Source organism: Kineococcus radiotolerans SRS30216 = ATCC BAA-149 (assembly GCF_000017305.1).
Taxonomy (GTDB): Bacteria; Actinomycetota; Actinomycetes; order Actinomycetales; family Kineococcaceae; genus Kineococcus; species Kineococcus radiotolerans.
On the sequence record NC_009664.2, the window covers coordinates 2,980,229 to 3,000,330 of the forward strand.

General features: G+C 75.3%; 18 protein-coding genes. 8 read left to right on the forward strand and 10 right to left on the reverse strand.

Annotated features, from left to right (window positions below; genetic code table 11):
* Nucleotides 1–29: 29 nt before the first annotated feature.
* On the forward strand, nucleotides 30–866 hold the full coding sequence (locus tag KRAD_RS24435) for a hypothetical protein (protein ID WP_049821210.1): 837 nt from the start codon (nucleotides 30–32) through the stop codon (nucleotides 864–866).
* 36 nt (nucleotides 867–902) lie between these two features.
* On the opposite strand, the gene KRAD_RS14335 is transcribed toward KRAD_RS24435, so the two are convergent.
* The 4 genes from KRAD_RS14335 to KRAD_RS14350 form a co-directional block, all read right to left on the reverse strand.
* Nucleotides 903–2,747 carry an acetyl/propionyl/methylcrotonyl-CoA carboxylase subunit alpha gene (locus KRAD_RS14335; protein ID WP_041293251.1) on the reverse strand — a complete coding sequence of 615 codons (1,845 nt, stop codon included), beginning with the start codon at nucleotides 2,745–2,747 and terminating at the stop codon, nucleotides 903–905.
* 114 nt (nucleotides 2,748–2,861) lie between these two features.
* Nucleotides 2,862–3,509 carry a Maf family protein gene (locus tag KRAD_RS14340; RefSeq protein WP_041292115.1) on the reverse strand — a complete coding sequence of 216 codons (648 nt, stop codon included), beginning with the start codon at nucleotides 3,507–3,509 and terminating at the stop codon, nucleotides 2,862–2,864.
* 38 nt (nucleotides 3,510–3,547) lie between these two features.
* Complete coding sequence (locus KRAD_RS14345; protein ID WP_041292116.1) at nucleotides 3,548–5,185, reverse strand: DUF885 domain-containing protein; 1,638 nt, start codon at nucleotides 5,183–5,185, stop codon at nucleotides 3,548–3,550.
* A gap of 47 nt (nucleotides 5,186–5,232) precedes the next feature.
* Complete coding sequence (locus KRAD_RS14350; RefSeq protein ID WP_012086346.1) at nucleotides 5,233–6,258, reverse strand: iron-siderophore ABC transporter substrate-binding protein; 1,026 nt, start codon at nucleotides 6,256–6,258, stop codon at nucleotides 5,233–5,235.
* A gap of 85 nt (nucleotides 6,259–6,343) precedes the next feature.
* Here KRAD_RS14350 and KRAD_RS14355 point away from each other — a divergent pair, with 85 nt between their 5' ends.
* Entirely contained in the window at nucleotides 6,344–7,156 is an 813-nt protein-coding gene (locus KRAD_RS14355; protein ID WP_012086347.1) for a biotin--[acetyl-CoA-carboxylase] ligase, read from the forward strand.
* Here the strand turns inward: KRAD_RS14355 and KRAD_RS14360 are convergent.
* Nucleotides 7,097–7,717 (reverse strand): GtrA family protein, encoded by a 621-nt coding sequence (locus tag KRAD_RS14360; RefSeq protein ID WP_012086348.1) that lies wholly within the window; start codon nucleotides 7,715–7,717, stop codon nucleotides 7,097–7,099. The two genes, KRAD_RS14355 and KRAD_RS14360, sit on opposite strands and share 60 nt — an antisense overlap.
* Nucleotides 7,718–7,804: 87 nt before the next feature.
* A complete protein-coding gene (locus tag KRAD_RS27580; protein WP_260150660.1) occupies nucleotides 7,805–7,927 on the reverse strand; it encodes a hypothetical protein in 123 nt (40 codons plus the stop codon).
* Between the two features lie 143 nt (nucleotides 7,928–8,070).
* Here KRAD_RS27580 and KRAD_RS14365 point away from each other — a divergent pair, with 143 nt between their 5' ends.
* From KRAD_RS14365 to KRAD_RS14380, 4 genes are all read left to right on the forward strand, one after another.
* Nucleotides 8,071–9,324, forward strand: a complete 1,254-nt coding sequence (locus KRAD_RS14365; RefSeq protein WP_083782070.1) for a 5-(carboxyamino)imidazole ribonucleotide synthase — start codon at nucleotides 8,071–8,073, stop codon at nucleotides 9,322–9,324.
* Nucleotides 9,321–9,851: a 5-(carboxyamino)imidazole ribonucleotide mutase gene (gene purE / locus KRAD_RS14370; protein WP_012086351.1), complete on the forward strand. Its 531-nt coding sequence runs from the start codon at nucleotides 9,321–9,323 to the stop codon at nucleotides 9,849–9,851. Before KRAD_RS14365 ends, purE begins: the two co-directional genes overlap by 4 nt.
* A gap of 10 nt (nucleotides 9,852–9,861) precedes the next feature.
* The gene (locus KRAD_RS14375) at nucleotides 9,862–11,142 is read left to right on the forward strand and encodes an alpha/beta fold hydrolase (RefSeq protein ID WP_012086352.1); all 1,281 of its coding nucleotides are present in this window, start codon (nucleotides 9,862–9,864) and stop codon (nucleotides 11,140–11,142) included.
* 146 nt (nucleotides 11,143–11,288) lie between these two features.
* A complete protein-coding gene (locus tag KRAD_RS14380) occupies nucleotides 11,289–13,013 on the forward strand; it encodes a S8 family serine peptidase (RefSeq protein WP_157873901.1) in 1,725 nt (574 codons plus the stop codon).
* Nucleotides 13,014–13,101: 88 nt separating this feature from the next.
* On the opposite strand, the gene KRAD_RS14385 is transcribed toward KRAD_RS14380, so the two are convergent.
* Both KRAD_RS14385 and KRAD_RS14390 read right to left on the reverse strand, forming a co-directional pair.
* Nucleotides 13,102–14,325 carry an LCP family protein gene (locus tag KRAD_RS14385; protein ID WP_012086354.1) on the reverse strand — a complete coding sequence of 408 codons (1,224 nt, stop codon included), beginning with the start codon at nucleotides 14,323–14,325 and terminating at the stop codon, nucleotides 13,102–13,104.
* Nucleotides 14,326–14,475: 150 nt separating this feature from the next.
* Nucleotides 14,476–15,807 (reverse strand): UDP-glucose dehydrogenase family protein, encoded by a 1,332-nt coding sequence (locus tag KRAD_RS14390; RefSeq protein ID WP_041293253.1) that lies wholly within the window; start codon nucleotides 15,805–15,807, stop codon nucleotides 14,476–14,478.
* 184 nt (nucleotides 15,808–15,991) lie between these two features.
* On the opposite strand from KRAD_RS14390, the gene KRAD_RS14395 reads away from it, so the two are divergent.
* Nucleotides 15,992–17,053: a cell wall-binding repeat-containing protein gene (locus KRAD_RS14395; protein ID WP_157873604.1), complete on the forward strand. Its 1,062-nt coding sequence runs from the start codon at nucleotides 15,992–15,994 to the stop codon at nucleotides 17,051–17,053.
* A 31-nt stretch (nucleotides 17,054–17,084) separates the two neighbouring features.
* Here the strand turns inward: KRAD_RS14395 and KRAD_RS14400 are convergent, their stop codons facing one another.
* A complete protein-coding gene (locus tag KRAD_RS14400; RefSeq protein ID WP_012086357.1) occupies nucleotides 17,085–17,462 on the reverse strand; it encodes a DUF2304 domain-containing protein in 378 nt (125 codons plus the stop codon).
* Between the two features lie 5 nt (nucleotides 17,463–17,467).
* Nucleotides 17,468–18,115, reverse strand: coding sequence for a glycosyltransferase family 2 protein (locus tag KRAD_RS14405; RefSeq protein ID WP_012086358.1), 648 nt, complete (start codon nucleotides 18,113–18,115; stop codon nucleotides 17,468–17,470).
* Between the two features lie 173 nt (nucleotides 18,116–18,288).
* Here KRAD_RS14405 and KRAD_RS14410 point away from each other — a divergent pair, with 173 nt between their 5' ends.
* Nucleotides 18,289–20,097 (forward strand): ABC transporter ATP-binding protein, encoded by a 1,809-nt coding sequence (locus KRAD_RS14410; RefSeq protein WP_041292118.1) that lies wholly within the window; start codon nucleotides 18,289–18,291, stop codon nucleotides 20,095–20,097.
* Nucleotides 20,098–20,102 lie beyond the last annotated feature (5 nt).

Here is a 20,102-nt window from a genome sequence, read left to right on the forward strand (position 1 = left end):
GGGCGGCCGCGGTGCCTAAGGTGCCTGGGGTGATCACCCGGTCCTCCCGCGCCCTCGTCGTCTCCGCCGCGTCGCTGCTGTCGTTCTCGGCCGTCCTCACCGCCTGCGGGGACACCGACGGCACCACCGGCGCGGCCGCCACGTCCAGCTCGACGTCCGGCTCGGCGGCCGGCACCGCGTCCGGCCCCGCGAGCACCACCGCGGCGGGCACCCCCTCCACCGGCGCCGACGGGATCCCCGACGGCGTGGGCGCCGGCGGCGGCAACGGCTGCCCCGCGAACGCGGCCACGGTCCCCGCCGGGGCGGGCACGGCGACCACCGGCGACGTCGACCTCGACGGCGAGGCCGACACCGTCTGGCTGGCCGCCACCCCCGAGCGGACCCTGGGGATCACGACCGCCACCGGGGCGACGTTCTCCACCGTCTTCACCAGCGCCGCCCCGCAGGCCGCCTCCGCCCTCGGGCAGAAGCTGCAGCCCGCCGGGCCGGCGATCGTCCTGCTCAACACCGGCCGCTCCGTCGCCCTCTACGCCGTCGTCGACTGCGGGCTGGTGCCCACGCTGGACCAGCGGGGCGAGCCGTACGCGTTCGACCTCGGGTTCACCGGCTACGGCACCGGGGTGGGGTGCGTGGCCGGCGGCGACGAGGAGGACCTCTCCCTCGTCGGGCTGAACGCCATCGACACCGGCGGCGGGACCTTCCGCGTCACCCGGACCGCGGTGCAGCTGGAGGACTCCGGCCGCCGGGCGGTCAACGGCGGGACCACGGTCGTCGCCGAGGGCGTCGGCGCCGACGACCCGCGGGTCACGAACGCGCGCACCGTCGGCTGCGGGAACCAGACGGCGGGCGCGGTCGAGCCGCAGTGAGGCCGGCGGGTCGCCCCGTCGCCCCGGTGCCGGTCCTCAGGCGCTGACGATCTCGCAGATCACGGTGCCGGTGGTGGTGGTGTCGCCCTGCGCGGCGGTCAGCCCCGTCACGGTCCCGGCCTTGTGGGCCAGCAGCGGCTGCTCCATCTTCATGGCCTCCAGCACCGCGACGAGCTGCCCCTCGGTCACGACGTCGCCCTCGGCGACCTCGATCTTGACGATCGTGCCCTGCATGGGGGCGACGAGGGCGTCGGGGTTGCCCACCGAGCCGCCGCCGGCCTTGCCCTTGCCCCGGCCGCCGCGGTGGGTGGCCGAGCGGTAGGCGCGGGCCACCGCGGCGCCGGTGGCGACCCCCGCCCGGGAGATCTCCTGACCGGCGCGGGAGAGCTGCGCGTTGAGCTGCTCCACGGGGAAGGACACCTCCAGGCGCTTGCCCGCGACCTCCACGACGATCGTCTCCCGGTGCTGGGCCTCCCCGCCGGCCTCCAGCGCGCCCGCACCGGGCAGCGCGGAGGCGTCGAAGTCGGTCTCGATCCAGCGGGTGTGGACGGTGAAGTCCTCCGGCTTCGCCGCGGCGAAGGCCGGGTCGGCGACGACGGCGCGGTGGAAGGGCAGGACCGTCGGGACGCCCTCGACGACGAACTCGCCCAGGGCGCGGGCCGCGCGGGCCAGGGCCTGCTCGCGGGTGGCGCCGGTCACGATGAGCTTGGCCAGCAGCGAGTCGAAGTCCTGGGAGATCTCCACCCCGCCGTTCACGGCCGCGGCCCGCGGGTCGATGCCGGTGTCGACGCGGACCCCGGGCCCGGAGGGCAGCGAGAAGCGGGTCAGCTTGCCCGGGCGGGGCAGGAAGTTCGCGCTCGGGTCCTCGCCGTTGATGCGGAACTCGATGGAGTGCCCGCGGGTGGCGACCTCGGTGTAGCCCAGGTGCTCACCACGGGCGATGCGGAACTGCTCCACCACGAGGTCCAGGCCGCTGACCTCCTCGGTCACCGGGTGCTCCACCTGCAGGCGGGTGTTCACCTCGAGGAAGGCCAGGGTGCCGTCGGCGGCGACGAGGAACTCCACCGTGCCCGCCCCCACGTAGCCGGCCTCGCGGACGATGGCCAGGCTCGCCCGGCGCAGCTCGGCGTCCTGCTCGGGGGTGAGGAACGGCGCGGGGGCCTCCTCGACGAGCTTCTGGTGGCGCCGCTGCAGGGAGCAGTCGCGGGTGGAGACGACGACGGCGCCGCCGTGGGCGTCGGCCAGGACCTGGGTCTCCACGTGGCGGGGACGGTCCAGGTAGCGCTCCACGAAGCACTCGCCGCGCCCGAAGGCGGCCTCGGCCTCGCGCACGGCGGAGGCGAAGAGCTCGGCGACCTTCTCGCGCTCGCGGGCCACCTTCAGCCCGCGGCCCCCGCCGCCGAACGCCGCCTTGATCGCGATGGGCAGCCCGTGCTCGTCGGCGAAGGCGAGCACCTCCTCGGGGCCGGAGACCGGGTCGGGGGTGCCGGCCACCAGCGGCGCGCCGGCGCGGGCGGCGAGGTGGCGGGCGGAGACCTTGTCGCCCAGCGCCTCGATCGCCGCCGGCGGGGGACCGATCCAGGTCAGGCCCGCGTCCATGACGGCCTGCGCGAAGGCGGCGTTCTCGGAGAGGAACCCGTAGCCGGGGTGCACGGCGTCGGCGCCGGAGCGCAGCGCGACCTCGACGATCTTGCCGGCGTCGAGGTAGGAGTCCTTGGCGCTCGTGCCGCCCAGGGCGTAGGCCTCGTCGGCCGCGCGCACGTGCAGCGCGTCGCGGTCGCCCTCGGAGTACACCGCCACCGACTGCAGGCCCGCGTCGCGCGCGGCGCGCACCACGCGCACCGCGATCTCGCCCCGGTTGGCGACGAGGACCTTGGTCACCGGACCCGTCACCCGCCCCGCGACCGGAGTCGACTCGGTGGGCGGCTCGGGGGAGGTCATGGGGCGTCTCCGATGAACGAGAGGTGGCGGGCGAGGGCTGAGACTACCCGCGGACTACCCGCGCGGCGCCCACAAGTCGGTCCAGAGCACCCCGGCCTCCCGGGCGAGGTCGCGCACCAGGGGCAGGGACACCCCGACGACGGCGTGCGGATCGCCCTCGACGCCGCGCACGAACGCCCCGCCGAGCCCGTCGAGGGTGAAGGCGCCGGCCACGGCCAGCGGCTCGCCGGTGGCGACGTAGGCCTCGACCTCGGCGTCGGAGACGTCGGCGAAGTGGACGGTGACGCTCGCCACCCCGCCCAGGGTCGCCCCGGAACCGCCCTCGGCGGGGTCGCGGACGTCGATCAGCCAGTGGCCGGTGTGCAGGACCCCGCTGCGCCCGCGCATCGCCCTCCAGCGGGCGGTGGCGTCGGCGGCGTCGGCGGGCTTGCCCAGGACCTCGACCCCCTCGCCGCCGTCGAAGGCGAGCACGGAGTCGCAGCCCAGGACCAGCGCGTCCTCGGGCACCTCCTCGGAGCCGGCGACGGCCTCGGCCTTGGCCTTGGCCAGCACGAGGCAGACGTCCTCGGCGTCGGTGACGCCGTAGCGCTCGACGACGGCCGGCTCGTCGACGCCGGAGACGAGCACGTGCGGGTCCAGGCCGGCGGCGCGGAGGGTGGCCAGGCGGGCGGGGGAGGCGGAGGCGAGCAGCAGCGACGTCACGCCGTCATGGTTCCACGCCCCCACCGGGCCCCCGCCCCTCAGGGGAGCAGGGCGGAGCGCAGGACGTCGAGGCCGACGGAACCGACGTCCAGGGCCCGGCGGTGGAAGGACCGCAGGTCGAAGGAGGCGCCCTCGCGGGCGGCGACGTCGTCGCGCAGCGCCGACCACAGCCGCTCGCCGACCTTGTAGCTCGGGGCCTGCCCGGGCCACCCGAGGTAGCGGTCGAGCTCGAAGCGCAGGACGTCGGGGTGGTTGCCCGAGACCGACGTCAGGTACGCCCACGCCTTCTCGTACGTCCACGCCCCGCCGCCGACCTCGGCGGGGGCGGGCAGCCCGCAGTGGACCCCGACGTCGAGGACCACGCGGCCGGCGCGCAGCAGCTGCCCGTCGAGCATCCCGAGGACCTCCCCGGGGCCGCGCAGGAACCCGAGGTCCTGCATGAGCCGCTCGGCGTAGAGGGCCCAGCCCTCGCCGTGGCCGGAGATCCAGCACGCCTGGCGGCGCCAGCGGTTCAGGACGCCGCTGTTCACGGCCGTCTGCCCGATCTGCAGGTGGTGGCCGGGGACGCCCTCGTGGTGGACCGTCGTGGCCTCGCGCCACGTCGAGAACGTCGTCTGCCCCGGCGGCACGGCCCACCACATCCGGCCCGGGCGGGAGAAGTCCTCGCTGGGGCCGGTGTAGTAGATCCCGCCGCTCGTCGTCGGCGCGATCCGGCACTCCAGCCGCAGGACCTCCGGCGGGATGTCGAAGTGCACGCCGCGCAGGGCCTCGGTGGTCGCGTCGGAGCGGTCCTGCATCCAGTCGCGGAAGTTCGCCGCGCCCTCGACGACGAGGGCGGGGTCGGCGTCGAGGGCGGCGGCGGCCGCGGCGACGTCGCCGGACCCGGTGATCCCGTGCGCCACCCCGGCCATCTCGGCCCGCAGCCGGGCGACCTCCTCCAGGCCCCAGGCGTAGGTCTCGTCGAGGTCGATCGCGGCGCCGACGTGGTGGCGCGACCACAGCGCGTACCGGTCCCGGCCGACGGCGTCGACGGCGGGGGCCTGCGGCAGCAGCTCGGTGCGCAGGAACCCCGCGAGCTCGGCGTAGGCGCGGGCCGCGAGGGCCCCGGCCGCTTCGGCGGCCGGCCCGCGACCGGCGGGGAAGGTGGTGAAGAACCCGTCCGGGGCGGCGTTCGCGCCCGCCTCGGCCAGGCAGGCCTCGACCTGGCGCACGGCCGCGACCCGGCCCGCCGCGGCCGCCGCGCGCAGGCTCTCGACGTAGCCGGCGACGGCGGCGGGGACCGCGGCGAGGCGGTCGGTGACGACCTGCCAGTCGTCCCCGGTGTCGGTGGGCAGCAGGTCGAAGACCATCCGCAGGTCCTGCACGGGGGAGGCGATGACGTTGAGGTCGCCGAGGTCCTCGCCCGCCTCGTGCAGGGCGACCTCCAACCCCAGCCGGTCGGTCATCGCCGCGACCGTCACCCGGTCCACGTCGTCGACCGCGGGGGTGGCGGCCAGCGCGGCGAGGGTGGCGCGGTTCGCCGCCGCGACCTCGGCCAGCCCGGCGGGGGAGCGGTCGCCCAGTCCCGGCGCCGGGTCGGGGACGCCGAGGCTCAGGGCGAAGGTGGGCTGCAGGCGCAGCACCGTCTCCAGGTGGGCCTCGGCGACCGCGTCGACCGCCGTGGGGGTCCGTTCCATGCTGGGCACCGCTCGACCCTAGGGGTGGTGATCACCCCGCACCAGCGTCAGGAGGCGTCGGCGGCCCGCGCGGCGGCGTCCAGCAGCGGCACCAGCCGGTCCAGCGCCCAGGGGAGGCTGAGCAGGGTCGCGGAGGTGGCGGTGACGAGCTGCTCGTCGTCGATCCAGGCGACCGCGTCGGAGGCCACGGCGGGCATCGTCGCGTAGACGGGGTCGGCGCGCAGCTGGTCGCGGGTGAGGGTGCCGTAGCCGACGACGAGGTCGCTGTCGACGTCGCGGACGCGCTCCTTGGCCACCTCGGTGTAGAAGACGTCCTGCGCCGAGGCCAGGGCGGCGGTGCCGGGGGCGTCGACGAGACCGAGGGCGTGCAGGGTGTCGACGCGGGGGTCGCCGGGCAGGTACACCGACAGGTTCGCCTCGGTGGCGTAGACGTAGCTGAACGTCTTGCCCTCCAGCGACGGCGTCGCGGCCGCCCGCTCGGCCAGGTCGGCCTCGGCGTCGGCCACCAGGCGCTCGGCCTCGGCGGACTTCCCCAGGGCCTTGCCGACCATCGTGGTCTGGTCCTGCCAGGACGTCAGCCACGGCTGGTCGGGGTAGCCGACGGTGGGGGCGATCTGCGAGAGGGTCGCGTAGTCGGCCTCGGTGATGCCGGAGTAGACGGCGAGGATGAGGTCCGGGGTCAGCGCGGTGATCTGCTCGAAGGGGACCTCGCCGCTGTCGGGGTTGGGCAGGAACGTCGTCGCGGCCGCGTCGAAGTGGCCCTCCCACCAGGGCAGGGTGCCGTCGGGGTTTCCGCCGTAGGTGATCTCGGGGACGCCGACGGGCTGCCCGCCGAGCGCCCACACGACGTCCTGGGAGCCCCAGCCGAGGCAGACGATCCGGGTCGGGGCGGCCGGGACCGTGGTGGAGCCCAGCGCGTGCTCGACCGTCACCGGGAAGGTGTCCCCGCCCGTGCCGCCGGTGCCGGCGGTGGAGGCGGGGGCCGGGCTCGCGGCGTCGTCGGAGGAGCCGCAGGCGGCGGCGAGGGCGGCGAGGGGGACGGTGGCGAGCAGGGCTCGGCGGCTGGGGCGCACGACGACTCCGGGGTAGTTGGGCAGGGGAGCCTCACCTCACCACAGGTGGGGCCCCGCGGTGAAATCCGGTGCGTAGCGTGGGGGCGTGGACACCCCCTGGAACGACCTGGCGCGCCCCCCGCTGCGGAGCGCGGCGCTGCGGCGCGCGCTGGTCGGGCCCGGCCCCTGGTCGCGCCTCGACGTCGTCGCGAGCACCGGGTCGACCAACGCCGACCTGCTCGCCGACGAGGACGCCCCCGACGGCGCCGTGCTCGTCGCCGACCACCAGACCGGCGGCCGCGGCCGGCTCGGGCGGACCTGGTCCGCACCGCCGCGCTCGGGCCTGGCGGTCTCGGTGCTGCTGCGCCCGCAGCGCCCCGTCGCGGAGTGGTCGCTGCTGCCGCTGGTCACGGGGCTGGCGGCCGTCGACGCGCTGGAGGCGCTGGGGGTCCGCACCCGCCTGAAGTGGCCCAACGACGTCCTCGTCGAGGGACCGGACCGCCCCGGCAAGGTGTGCGGGATCCTCGCCGAGGCCCGCACCGGCGCCGGCGGGGCCCGGGTCGTCCTGGGCGCGGGGATCAACGTCTCGCTGCGCACCGAGGAGCTGCCCGTCGACACCGCGACGTCGCTGGCCCTGGCCGGGGCGCGCAGCTGCGACCGCGACACCGTGCTGCGGCGCTACCTGCGGGCGCTGCGGGCCCGGGTCGACGCGTGGGGGGCGGGGGAGTCGCCGCTGGGCGACTACCGCGCGCTCAGCGCGACGATCGGGCAGGACGTGCGCGCCCACCTCCCCGACGGCTCCGTCCTCGAGGCGCTGGCCGTGGACGTGGACGAGGAGGGGCGGCTGGTCGTGGAGGGCTCAGGCGGCGCCCGGACGAGCCTCTCGGCGGCCGACGTCGTCCACCTGCGCCGGCGCTGAGCGCTCCTCCGGCCCGGTCTGCGCCGCGGTCGACGGCGACCCGGGCTCCTCGTCCCCGCGGGAGGGGTGGGCCTCCCAGCCCTCCTCGCGCAGCTCCTCCACGAAGACGAAGCGGCGGTAGGCCCACCAGCGGAACAGCGTCCCGAGCGCGACCCCGACGATCTTCGCGGAGACGTTGGAGGCGACCGGGCCGCGCAGGTCCAGCACGTAGTAGGTGAAGCCCAGGCAGACCAGGGAGATGAGCAGGCCCACGCCGTTCATGGCGAAGAACAGCACCAGCTCGCGCGGGGCCGAGGCCCGGTGGCGGTGGCGGAAGGTCCAGTAGCGGTTCCCGAGCCAGGCCACCAGGATGCTGACGACCGTCGAGATCACGTTGGCGGTGAGGGGCTTGTGGTGCAGGACCCCCACGCCGTCGGGGCCCGCGTAGCGCAGCAGGTTGAAGACGCCGAAGTCGGTGACGAAGGCGACCGCGCCGACGATGCCGAACTTCGCGGCCTCCCGGGCCAGCACCTCGTAGGTGCTGCGCAGCCTGCGCACCAGCCCCTGGTCGTTCGCGCTCACGCTGCTGTCCCCGCCCTCTCCGTCATCACGACCGCTCGTGGCCGCGGCCACGCAGTCTGACGGGTCAGGCTGGGAACCGGCTGGCGATCAGCGTTCGGAGCGGGCGCGTGTCTCGGACCGGTCCGCCCGCGGGTCGAGGTGGTCCTCCATCTTCACGGCCCCGACGATCCCGAGGACGACGAGCGTCACGCAGGCGAGCACGGTGAGCAACGGGACTCCCCCTTCCGTGGGTGCGCCCCGCAGGGAGCGGCGCGGTCCGCCCAGGGTGACCCACCCCGGGCGGGGCGGCATCCCGGGACCCCGGCGGGCCGCGGGTGCGGCGGGACGGCCGCGGTGGCCTACCCTCGGCTGACGTGTCGACCCTCGTCCCCCCGACGCCCCAGCCCGAGGTCCCCCGGGCCGACCCCGCGCCCTACGCCCGTCCCGGCGGGTTCCCCGTCGTCGGCGTCGTCGGCGGCGGCCAGCTGGCCCGGATGATGCAGCCCCCGGCGATCGCGCTCGGCCTGCGGCTGCGGGTCCTCGCCGAGGGGCCCGGCGCCAGCGCCGCCCAGGTCATCACCCCCGCGCCGGTCGGCGCGGCCGACGACCTCGAGGCCCTGGTCGCCTTCGCCTCCGAGTGCGACGCGGTCACCTTCGACCACGAGCACGTGCCCCCCGCGGGGCTGCGCGCCATGGCCGAGGTCACCTCCGTGCAGCCGGGCGCGGACGCCCTCGTGCACGCCCAGGACAAGATCGTCATGCGCGAGCGCCTCACCGCGCTCGGGGTCCCGTGCCCGCGCTGGGCCCGGGTCGGGGACCGCGCCGCGGTCGAGGCCTTCGCCGCCGGCGCCGGCTGGCCGGTCGTGCTGAAGACCCCGCGCGGGGGGTACGACGGCAAGGGCGTCCTCGTCCTGGACTCCGCCGGGGACCCGGCCTGGAGCACGGCCGAGGCGTGGCTGGCCGACTGGGCCGGACGCGGCGGGCTGCTGGCCGAGGAGCACGTCGCCTTCACCCGCGAGCTCGCCGCCCTCGTCGTGCGCAGCCCCTCCGGCCAGGCCGCGGCGTGGCCGGTGGTCGAGACCGTCCAGCGCGGCGGGGTCTGCCACGAGGTCACCGCCCCCGCCCCCGGCCTCGACGAGGAGCTCGGCGCGCACCTGACCGACGTCGCCCTGCGCGTCGCCGGCGGCCTCGGGGTCACCGGGGTGCTGGCCGTGGAGGTGTTCGAGGTGCTCCGCGACGGCCGCCCGACCGTGCTGGTGAACGAGCTCGCGATGCGCCCGCACAACTCCGGGCACTGGACCATCGACGGCGCCGAGACCAGCCAGTTCGAGAACCACCTGCGCGCGGTGCTGGACCTGCCGCTGGGCTCGACGCGCGCCCGCGCCCCGTGGACGGTCATGGTCAACGTCCTGGGACCGCGCGAGATCGAGGCCCGCCACGAGGACCTCTACCGCTCCTACCTGCACGTCATGGCCCACGACCCGGGCGTGAAGGTGCACCTGTACGGCAAGGAGCAGCGCCCGGGCCGCAAGCTCGGCCACGTCACCGTCCACGGCGACGACCTGGAATCCGTCCGCGCGCGTGCCCGGCACGCGGCGGCCTTCATCGCGGGGGAGATCGACGAGTGAGCACCACCGACGACGTGCGCGTGGGCCTGGTCATGGGCTCCGACTCCGACTGGCCCGTGATGGAGGAGGCCGCGAAGGCCCTGGAGGAGTTCGGCGTCGGGTACGAGGCCGACGTCGTCTCCGCCCACCGGATGCCGCAGGAGATGATCGCCTGGGGTTCCACCGCCGCCGACCGCGGCCTGCGGGTCGTCATCGCCGGCGCCGGCGGGGCCGCGCACCTGCCGGGCATGCTCGCCAGCGTCACCCCGCTGCCGGTGATCGGCGTCCCCGTCCCGCTGCGCCACCTCGACGGCATGGACTCGCTGCTCTCCATCGTGCAGATGCCCGCCGGGGTGCCCGTCGCGACGGTCTCCATCGGCGGGGCCCGCAACGCCGGGCTGCTCGCCGTGCGGATCCTCGCCGCCGCCGACGACGGCCTGCGGGCGCGGATGGTGCAGTTCCAGGACGGGCTGCGCCGGACCGCGCACGAGAAGGGCTCGACGCTGCGCGCCCGGACCCGCCGGGGCGGGGTCGGGTTCGGCGGGTAGCGTCCGGGGCGTGAGCCCCCTCGTCACCGAGTCCCACCGCGTCGACGGCCACGACGTCCACGAGCACGTCCTGACCGTCCCCCTGGACCACCGCGGCCGGGCGCCCGGGACCATCGAGGTGTTCGCCCGCGAGTACGTGCGCGACGGGAGGGGCGCGGCGCCGCGGCTGGTGTTCTTCCAGGGCGGTCCGGGCCACCCGGCGAACCGGCCCGACGTCGTCGGCGGCTGGCTGGAGCGGGCGTTGGAGGAGTTCCGCGTCGTGCTGCTGGACCAGCGCGGCACCGGGCGCTCGACGCCGCTGGACCGCCAGGGCCTCGCCGAGCTCGCCACCCCCGCCGAGCAGGCGCGGTACCTGACGCACTTCCGCGCCGACTCCATCGTCGCCGACGCCGAGCTGCTGCGGAACGCCCTCGGCGGGGACACCTGGGCCGCGCTGGGGCAGAGCTACGGCGGGTTCTGCCTGACGACCTACCTGTCGCAGGCCCCGCACGGGCTGCGCGAGGTGCTCATCACCGCCGGGTTGCCGGGGATCGCGACGAGCGCGGACGACGTGTACCGGGCCACGTACGCGCAGACCGCGCTGCGCAACGAGGAGTTCTCCGTGCGCTACCCGCGCGACCTCGCCGTGGCGCAGCAGGTGGCGGACCACCTCGACGGGGTGGAGGAGTTCCTGCCCACGGGGGAGCGGCTGTCGTCGCGGCGGTTCCGGACGATCGGCATCGCGCTGGGTCAGGCGACGGGTTTCGACGGTCTGCACTTCGCGCTGGAGGACCCGTTCACGACGGTCCGCGGGGAACGCCGCCTGCGCGAGCGGTTCCTGCTGGAGGTGGGGCGGCGGGTGTCGTTCGCCGCGCACCCGCTGTACGCGCTGCTGCACGAGAGCATCTACGCGCAGGGGTCCGCGACGGACTGGGCGGCGCACCGGGTGCGCGCGGAGTTCCCCGCGTTCGCCCTCGACGCGCCGGGGTTCCGGTTCACCGGTGAGCACGTCTACCCCTGGCAGTTCGAGGAGGACCCGGCGCTGGTGCCGCTGCGCGCGGCGGCGGACCTGCTCGCCGCCGACCCCGACCTGCCCCCGCTGTACGACGCCGACGTGCTGGCGGAGAACACCGTCCCCGTCGCGGCCGCGGTCTACGTCGACGACATGTTCGTGCCGTACGAGTTCTCGAGGGCCACCGCAACCGCGATCCGCGGGGCCCGCACGTTCGTGACGAACGAGTACCAGCACGACGGGTTGCGGGTGGACGGGAAGCGGCTGCTGGACGTGCTGCTCGGTCTCGCGCGCCGCTGACGGCCCATCCCACGACTTCCTGTGACCCGCAAGTCACAGATCGTCCAGGCGAAACCCTTGTCTGTGAGCACTCTGAGCACCACACTCGGCCTGGTTCGTCCATCGAAGCAGGAGGCCACGTGCGCAAGATCGTCCTCTCGGCCGCGATGAGCACCGCGCTCCTCGCCACGACCCTCGCGGTGACGCAGTCGTCGTTCGCCGAGACCACCGCTCCCACCACCCGCACCGCCACGGGAGCGACCACCGCTCCCACCGACTACGTCGTGCTCTACGACGTCGGCACCAGCGACGTCCTCGCCCGCGCGGCCATCGCCGCCGCCGGCGGCACCGTGCTCTCCAGCAACGCCGAGGTCGGCTACGCCGTCGTCACCAGCACCGCCGCGGACTTCGCCGAGAAGGCCGGCGCCGCCGCCGGGCTCGTCGGCGCCGCGGCCAACCGCACCATCGGCGCCGCGCCGAAGGACGCCGTCGACGAGGACGACGCCGTCGAACGGCTCAGCGCCGCCGAACTCGCCGGGACCGGGGGGAACGTGTCGCTCAAGGCGCTCGCGGCCCGCAAACCCACCGAAGAACCCCTGGCCTCCCTGCAGTGGGACATGCGCGCCATCGGCGCCACCGCGGAAGGCACCTACCGCACGCAGCCGGGCAGCAAGAAGGTCAGCGTCGGGGTCATCGACACCGGGGTCGACGGTTCCCACCCGGACATCGCGCCGAACTTCGACGCCGAGCTCAGCCGCAACTTCGTCACCGACCTGCCCGACATCGACGGCCCCTGCGAGGTCGAGGGTTGCGTCGACCCGGCCGACGTCGACGAGGGCGGGCACGGCACCCACGTCGCCAGCAGCATCGGTTCCCCGATCAACGGCATCGGCATCGCCGGGGTCGCGCCGAACGTGAACCTGGTGAACCTGCGCGCGGGCCAGGACTCCGGCTACTTCTTCCTGCAGCCCGTCCTCGACGCCATCACCTACGCGGGCGACGCCGGCGTCGACGTCATCAACATGAGCTTCTACGTCGACCCGTGGCTCTACAACTGCCGGGCGAACCCGGCGGACTCGCCCGCCGAGCAGCAGCAGCAGCGCATCACCATCGAAGCCGTGCAGCGCGCGATCGACTACGCGCGCAGCAAGGGCGTCCTGCCGGTCTCCGCGTCCGGCAACGGGGCCACCGACCTCGGCGCGCCGGGGGTGGACACCTCCAGCCCGAACTACCCGCTCGACGAGGAGGGCAACCCCGCCGACGCGCGCGAGCGCACGATCGACAACGCCACCTGCCTCGACGTCCCGGCGGAGAGCAACGGCGTGGTGACGGTGAACTCCACCGGCCCCTCGGGCCGCAAGGCGTACTACTCCAACTACGGCACCGAGCAGTCCGACGTCGCCGCCCCCGGCGGTGACGCCTACGACACCCCCAACGGCCGCGTGTCCCCCGCCGCCCAGGTGCTCGGGGCCTACCCGGAGAACGTCGCCGTCGCCGAGGGCGCCATCGACGAGAACGGCGAGCCCACCCTGCCCTCCGTCATCCGGGAGATCACGGAGGACGGGAAGAGCGCCTACTACCAGTACTCCCAGGGCACCTCGATGGCCGCCCCGCACGCCGCGGGGGTCGCGGCGCTCATCGTCAGCGAGTACGGGAAGCGCGACCCGGCCCACCGGGGGACCCTGACGCTCGACCCGGACGTCACCGAGGCGATCCTGCTGGGGACCGCGACCGACACCGCGTGCCCGGTGCCGGCGGAGTTCACCTACCGGCGCTACTCGGCCACCGCGGGTGAGCTCGTCTCGACCGCCACCTGCGCCGGCCCCGCCGACGACAACGGCTTCTACGGCGAGGGGGTCGTGGACGCGCAGCGGGCGGTCTCCGCCTTCTGACCCTCCCTCCAGCGAGGACGCCCCGTCGACCGTCCCGGTCGGCGGGGCGTCCTGCTGCCCGCCCCCGCCGCGACCCCGGGCGCGACGCTCAGGCGGTCAGCGAGCGCAGGGCCTCGGTGTCGTCCCGCTTGAGGTCCTCGAACATCTCCAGCGCGCGGGCGGTGTCCCACTTCACGGCCAGCCCGTGGGAGGTCCGCAGGTTCGGGTCGGCGACGGGGACGGTCATGGAGATCCCGTCCGCGCCCGAGGCCGCCCGCATGCCGCGCAGGAACCCCACCAGGTCGGGCAGCGAGGCCTCCTCGTCGAGGGTCACCGCGGAACCCCCGGAGGAGGCCAGCGGGAACGCCCGGAACGGGTTCAGCAGGGTCGCGGGGCTCGCGGCCTTCGCCGTGATGGCGGCGAGGAGCTCGCGCTGGCGGACGGCCCGGCCGAGGTCGCCCTGGACGTCGGAGTAGCGGTACCGCGCGTAGCCCAGGGCGGTCGCCCCGCCCATCTCCTGGCACCCGGCCTGGATGTCGAGCCCGGCGCGCACGTCGTCCACGGCCTGCGCGGGGCACATCTCCACCCCGCCGACGGCGTCGACGATCCGGGCGAAACCCCCGAAACCGGTCTCGACGTAGTGGTCGACCCGCAGGCCGGACACGTTCTCGACGGTCTCGGTGAGCAGCGGCGCGCCGCCGATGGCGTACGCGGCGTTGATCTTGTTGCTGTCGTGGCCGGGGATCGGGACGTAGGAGTCGCGGGGGACGCTGATGAGCGCCGACGGCCCGCCGCCGGCGGGGACGTGCAGCAGCATGATCGTGTCGGTGCGCCGGCCGGCGATGTCGTCCCCGCCCGCGGAGTACTCCGCGATCTCCTCCGGGGTCAGGCCGTCGCGGGAGTCGCTGCCGACGATGAGGTACGTCGTGCCCGGCGTCGCGGCCGGCCGCTCACCGGTGGACGCCGCCGCCACCTGCTGCACCGAGGACCAGCCGCGCCAGGCCAGCGCGGAGGGGTAGGCGACGGCCAGGACGAGGAGGACCGCCACCGCCGCGAGGAGCCGCCGGCGGCGCACCACGGCGCGGCGGCGCAGCGGACGGGACCCGCGCGCGGGTCCGCCCGGCGCCGCGGGGCGGGCCGGGCGCGCGGGCGCCGGGGTCGCGGGCCGGGCGGGTGCGGAGGCGGCGGAGAAGTCCGCCAGCCGCTGCTCGCGACCCGGCGCCTGGGCCGCGGGGGGCCGGGCGGGACGGCGCGCGGGGCGCCCGTAGGTCGTGGAGTGCCACTGCTCGCCGCGCTGGGACGGGTCGTCGCTGGTCGGCGGCTCGGCGGTCACCGCTCCACCGTACGGCCGGGCGCGCGCCGCGCCGGGCAACCGGGACGCGCCCGCACCCGAGTCTCACGCTTCACGCACAAACCCCCCGAACGGTGGTCCCGCCGGGGAAACCCGGTGGGACCCCGTCGGGGGGTCCGGTGTCGCGGCCGGTCAGGCGCGGGGACGGCCCAGCGCGCGGTAGGTCCACCCGGCGGCGCGCCAGCGGGCGGGGTCGAGGGCGTTGCGGCCGTCGAGGATCCGCTTGTTCTTCACCAGGCCGGAGATCGTGGCCGGCTCGAGGTCGCGGTACTCCTTCCACTCCGTCAGGAGCAGGACGACGTCGGCGCCGCGGACGGCGTCCTCCACCGTCTCGGCGTAGGAGATGTCCGGGACGGCCTTGCGGGCGTTGTCCAGCGCGGCCGGGTCGGTGAGGACGACGTCGCCGCCCTGGAGGCGGATCTGCGCGGCCACGTTGAGGGCGGGGCTGTCGCGGATGTCGTCCGAGAGCGGCTTGAACGCCGCGCCCAGCACGGCCACGCGCCGGCCGATGAGGGAGCCGTCGCAGACCTCGCGGGCCAGGTCCACCATGCGGATCCGGCGGCGCATGTTGATCGAGTCGACCTCGCGCAGGAAGGTCAGCGTCTGGTCCGCGCCGAGCTCGCCGGCGCGGGCCATGAAGGCGCGGATGTCCTTGGGCAGGCAGCCGCCGCCGAAGCCGAGACCGGCGTTGAGGAACTTCCGCCCGATGCGGTCGTCGTGCCCGATGGCGTCGGCGAGCTGGGTGATGTCGGCGTTGACCTTCTCGCAGAGCTCGGCCATCGCGTTGATGAAGGAGATCTTGGTGGCGAGGAAGGAGTTCGCCGCGACCTTGACGAGCTCGGCGGTCTGGTAGTCGGTGACGATCAGCGGGGTGCCGCGCTTGAGCGGGGTCGCGTAGACCTCGTCCAGCAGCGCCTTCGCCCGCTTGCCCTCGGCGGTGTCGGCCCCGCCGTCGACGCCGTAGACCAGGCGGTCGGGGGTCAGGGTGTCCTCGACGGCGTGGCCCTCGCGCAGGAACTCCGGGTTCCAGGCCAGACCCTCGGTGTCCGGGGCGCGGTCGGCGATCCGGCTGGCGAGGCGGGCGGCGGTGCCGACCGGCACGGTCGACTTCCCGACGACGAGCTCACCGGCGCCCAGGTGGGGGATCAGGGCGTCGACCGCGGCGTCGACGTACTTCATGTCGGCCGCGAACTCGCCCTTCTTCTGGGGGGTCCCCACGCAGACGAAGTGGACGGCGGAGCCCGCCGCCTCGGCGATGTCGGTGGTGAACCGCAGACGGCCCGTGGCCATCGTGCGCTCGAGGAGCTCGGGCAGCCCCGGCTCGTAGAACGGCGCCCGGGCGGCCTGCAGGGCCGCGATCTTCTCCGGGTCGACGTCGATCCCGATGACCTCGTGCCCCAGCTCCGCCATGCACGCCGCGTGCACGGCCCCGAGGTACCCGCACCCGATGACAGTCATCCGCATGGAGCGCACAGTAGCGACACGGACGCGATGAGAGAACACCCGCCTCCGTCCGGGAGACCCAGGTCACGCCGTTCGTGGAGGAGACGTGGCGGACGACGGTCGAACTCGTGACAGGGTGTGCCTCAAGCTCGGGCCGCCCCCGGCCGAGACCAGGAGCCACGGACACGTCCACCGGAAGGTCACCATGCGCTTGCGTCCCCGCACCCTCGGCCTCGCGGCCGCTCTCGCGGTCAGCTCGGCCCTCGTGGCCGGTGCCGTTCCCGCGACGGCCTCCCCGGGCGTCGACCTCAAGGCCGCCGCGACCAGCCGCGTCTACGGCTCCGACCGCATCGGCACCGCCGTCGCCGCCGCCAAGTCCTTCTCCGGCCAGCGCGCCGACGCCGTCGTCCTCACCCGCTCCGACACCTTCGCCGACGCCCTCGCCGGCGCGCCGCTGGCCTCGGACAAGGGCGGCCCGCTGCTGATGACCCCCCGCACCACCCTCGACCCGTCCGTCGCCGCCGCGATCACCGACGTCCTCAAGACCACCGGCACCGTCTACCTGCTCGGCGACGGCAACGCGCTCTCCACCGGCGTCGAGGACGCCGTGAAGGCCCTCGGGTTCCGCACCGTGCGGCTCTTCGGCTCCGACCGCTTCGGCACCGCCGTCGCCATCGCCAAGGAACTGCCCGCCGCGCAGACCGTCTCGGTCGTCACCGGCTGGAACTTCCCCGACGGCCTCGCCGCCGGGGCCCTCATGGGCGTCGTCGACACCGACTCCAAGCACGGCATCGGCGTCGTCCTGCTCTCCGACGGCACCAACCTCGGGGGCGCCACCCAGGGCTACCTGGACTCCCGCCGGTTCACCACCAAGATCGCCATCGGCGGGGTCGCGGTCACCGCGGTCAACAAGTACCAGACCGGCTGGTCCCAGCTCGCCGGCAACGACCGCTACGAGACCGCCTCCCTCGTCGCCCGCCAGTTCAGCTCCGCGGCCTTCTTCGAGGACGCCACCAGCCTCCTCGGCGTCGCCACCGGCGAGAACTGGCCCGACGCCCTCGCCGGTTCCGCCCTGCTCGCCTACGGCGGCGGCCCCATGCTGCTGACCGCCCGGGGCTCGCTGCCCGCCAGCACGAAGTCCGCCATCGACGCCCTCAAGGCCGACGCCGTGGCCAACGGCACCTCGATCACCAAGGTCCTCGTCTTCGGCGACGAGAACTCCGTCTCCGCCCCCGTCTACGACGCCGTGGTGTCCGCCGTCGGCTGACCCCCGGCCCCGCGCGCCCTCGCGCGCGGCCTCACCCCTGCCGAGCAGGCCCGTCGCGCCCGTCGCGGCGGGCCTGCTCCGGTGCGGGGGCCTCGTCGAGGGCCAGGCGCCGGGCGAGCTGGGTGATCGTCTCCTCCAGCTGGCGCGAGCGCCGGTAGGAGGAGACGACGAACCCCAGGAACGCGATCACCAGGCCGTACAGCAGCAGGTCCGCGCCGCGCCCGACGCCCACCGCGTTCGCGACCGCCGTCACCGCCCCCGGGACGAGGATGCTGGCGACGGCGAGCCCCACCAGCGCCCCCAGCAGCAGCCGGCGCACGGCCTGGTGGCGGGCACCGGCGGTGCTGCGCACGAGCACGGCGCCGACGACGAGGACGACGGCGATGAGCAGGACCTGGATGGCGAGCACGACGTCTACCCCAGCAGTGTCTCGACGAGGATGTTGACGCTGTTCAGCAGCGACTGGCCCTTGGAGCGGGAGTAGTCGGTGTAGAGGACGTGCACGGGGTGCTCGGCCCAGCGCAGCCCGCTGCGCCCCACCTGGTGGACGATCTCGCTGGCGTGCGCCATCCGGTTGTGCCGGATCCGCAGGGTCGCCGCGCCCTCGCGGGAGAGCACCCGCAGGCCGTTGTGCGCGTCGGTCAGGCGCATCCCCGTCGTGCGGTTGGTGTAGACGACCGCGGCGCGCAGCACCAGGCGCCGCAGCCGGTCCAGCTCGGTGCGCCGGTCCAGGAACCGGGAGCCGAAGACGACGTCGAGCCCCTCCGCGTGCAACCGCCGCACCATCGCCGCCGCGTCCTCCACCCGGTGCTGGCCGTCGGCGTCGAAGGTCACGACCGAGCGGGTGAGGGGGTCGCGCAGGGCGTAGGCGACCCCGGTCTGCAGGGCGGCGCCCTGGCCGAGGTTCACGGCGTGGCGCACCACCACCGCCCCCGCGTCCTGCGCGGCGCGGGCGGAGGCGTCGGTGCTGCCGTCGTCGACGCACACGACGTGGGAGAAGCGCTCCCGCAGGCCGCGCACGACGTCGCCGATGACGCTCGCCTCGCAGTACAGGGGGACCACGACCCAGGTGGCGGGGAACCCGGGCGCGAGGGCGTCGACGGCCGCGGCGGGCGGCGCACCGCCCGCGGGGACGCCCGCCGGGGGGTTCGGTGAGGTGTTCGGTGAGGTGTTCACGGCCCGTCCATCATGGCGGTTGCGACGGCGTGCGCGGCGCATCGGCGAGGATGGCGCGCGTGAAGTCCCTGCTGTCGACCGTCCGCGCCCTCCTCGCCCTCCTGCCGTCGGGGAGCTCGCGGTTCGTCACGGCCTACTGCACGGCGCAGGCCCTGCTCTCCGTCTTCGACGTCGCCGCCCTCGGCCTGCTGGCCGTGCTGCTGCCCGCCGCCGTCAGCGGCGAGGGGCGCCTCGCGCTGGCGCTGCCGGTCCTGGGGGACTCCGTCACCACCACCGAGCTCATCGTCCTCATCTGCGTCGCGAGCCTGCTGCTGGTGCTGAAGTCGCTGGCCCAGCTCGCGCTGGTGCGCTGGGGCGTCGTCCGCTTCGCCGGCCACGAGGTCGACGTCGCCGACCGCCTGGTGCGGGCCTACCTGTCCGCCTCCTGGGCCTACCGGCTGCGGGCGTCCTCCGCGCGCGCGGTCCGCACCGTCGACGAGTCGCTCAACCAGGCCTTCAACGGCTTCCTCATGCCCTTCTCCAGCCTCGTCGCCGAGGTCGCCTCGCTGGTGGCCGTCGGGGTCGTGGTGCTCGTCGCGGCCTGGCAGACGGCGATCGTCGCGGCGGTGTACTTCGGGCTCATCGCGGTGCTGCTCTACTCCGTCATCGCCAAGCGCGCCGCCGCCGCCGGGCGCACGGCGACGGCCGCCAGCGTCGACACCATCCGGCTGGTGCAGGAGTCGTTCGCGACGACGAAGGAGATCACCCTGCGCGGGCGCGGGGACCAGCTCGCCGAGGTGGCGCGGGAGGTCCGCGCGGGCAGCGCCCGGGCGCGGGGGATGGCGTTCTTCTACTCGGTGGGCCCGCGCTTCGTCCTGGAGGCGGCCCTGCTGGGCGGGTTCCTCGTCGTCGGCGGGGTCGCGGTGGCCACCCAGGGGGTCACCGAGGCGGTGTCGGCGATCGGGCTGTTCGCCGTCGCCGGGTTCCGCGTCGTGCCGTGCCTGACCCGGCTGCAGTCGGTCTTCGCCACGATGCACGCCCACGAGCCCAACGCCCAGGAGGTCCTCGACGCGCTGCGCGAGACCGGCGCCGCGGCCAGCGAGCGGGCCCGGTTCGCTCCGGTGGACCCGCGCGGGCTGCCCGCGGGCGCGGTCGAGATCGTCCTCGACGACGTGAGCTTCACCTACCCCGGCAGCGACCGCCCCGCGCTGGACGGGGTGTCGCTGCGGGTGCCGGCGGGCTCGCGCGTCGCGGTGGTGGGGCGCTCGGGGTCGGGCAAGTCGACGCTGGTCGACCTCGTCCTGGGGCTGCTCGCCCCCTCGGTGGGCCGGGTCCTCGTGGGGGGCCGGCCCTTCGACGAGGTCGCCGCGGCGTGGCGGGCCCGCGTCGGCTACGTGCCGCAGGAGGTGGCGCTGCTCGACGCCGACGTGGCCCGCAACGTGGCGCTGTCCTGGCGCGACGAGGACGTCGACGTGGCCCGGGTCGAGGAGGTCCTCGCCGCCGCCCAGCTCACCGACGTCGTCGCCGGGCTGCCGCAGGGCGTGCGCACCCCGGTGGGGGAGCGCGGCCTGCGGCTGTCCGGCGGGCAGCGCCAGCGCCTGGGGATCGCCCGCGCCCTCTACACCGACCCCAAGGTCCTCGTGCTCGACGAGGCCACCTCGGCGCTGGACGCCTCCACGGAGGCCGCGGTGACCGCGACGGTCGCCGCCCTGCGCGCCGAGGTGACCGTCCTCGTCGTCGCGCACCGCCTCGCCACGGTCCGCGACTGCGACGCCGTGGTGCTGCTGGAGGACGGGCGCGTCGTCGACGTCGGGACCTTCGACGAGGTCGTGGCGCGGGTCCCGGACTTCGCGGTGCAGGCCCAGCTGTCCGGGCTGGCCGGCGCCTGAGGGCC

Coding starts and splice junctions, on each gene's coding strand:
- KRAD_RS14345 (WP_041292116.1), bottom strand. CDS start 5,185: ATGGAACGGACCCCCACGGCGGTCGACGCGGTCGCCGAGGCCCACCTG.
- KRAD_RS14380 (WP_157873901.1), top strand. CDS start 11,289: ATGAGCACCGCGCTCCTCGCCACGACCCTCGCGGTGACGCAGTCGTCG.
- KRAD_RS14390 (WP_041293253.1), bottom strand. CDS start 15,807: ATGCGGATGACTGTCATCGGGTGCGGGTACCTCGGGGCCGTGCACGCG.
- KRAD_RS14395 (WP_157873604.1), top strand. CDS start 15,992: ATGCGCTTGCGTCCCCGCACCCTCGGCCTCGCGGCCGCTCTCGCGGTC.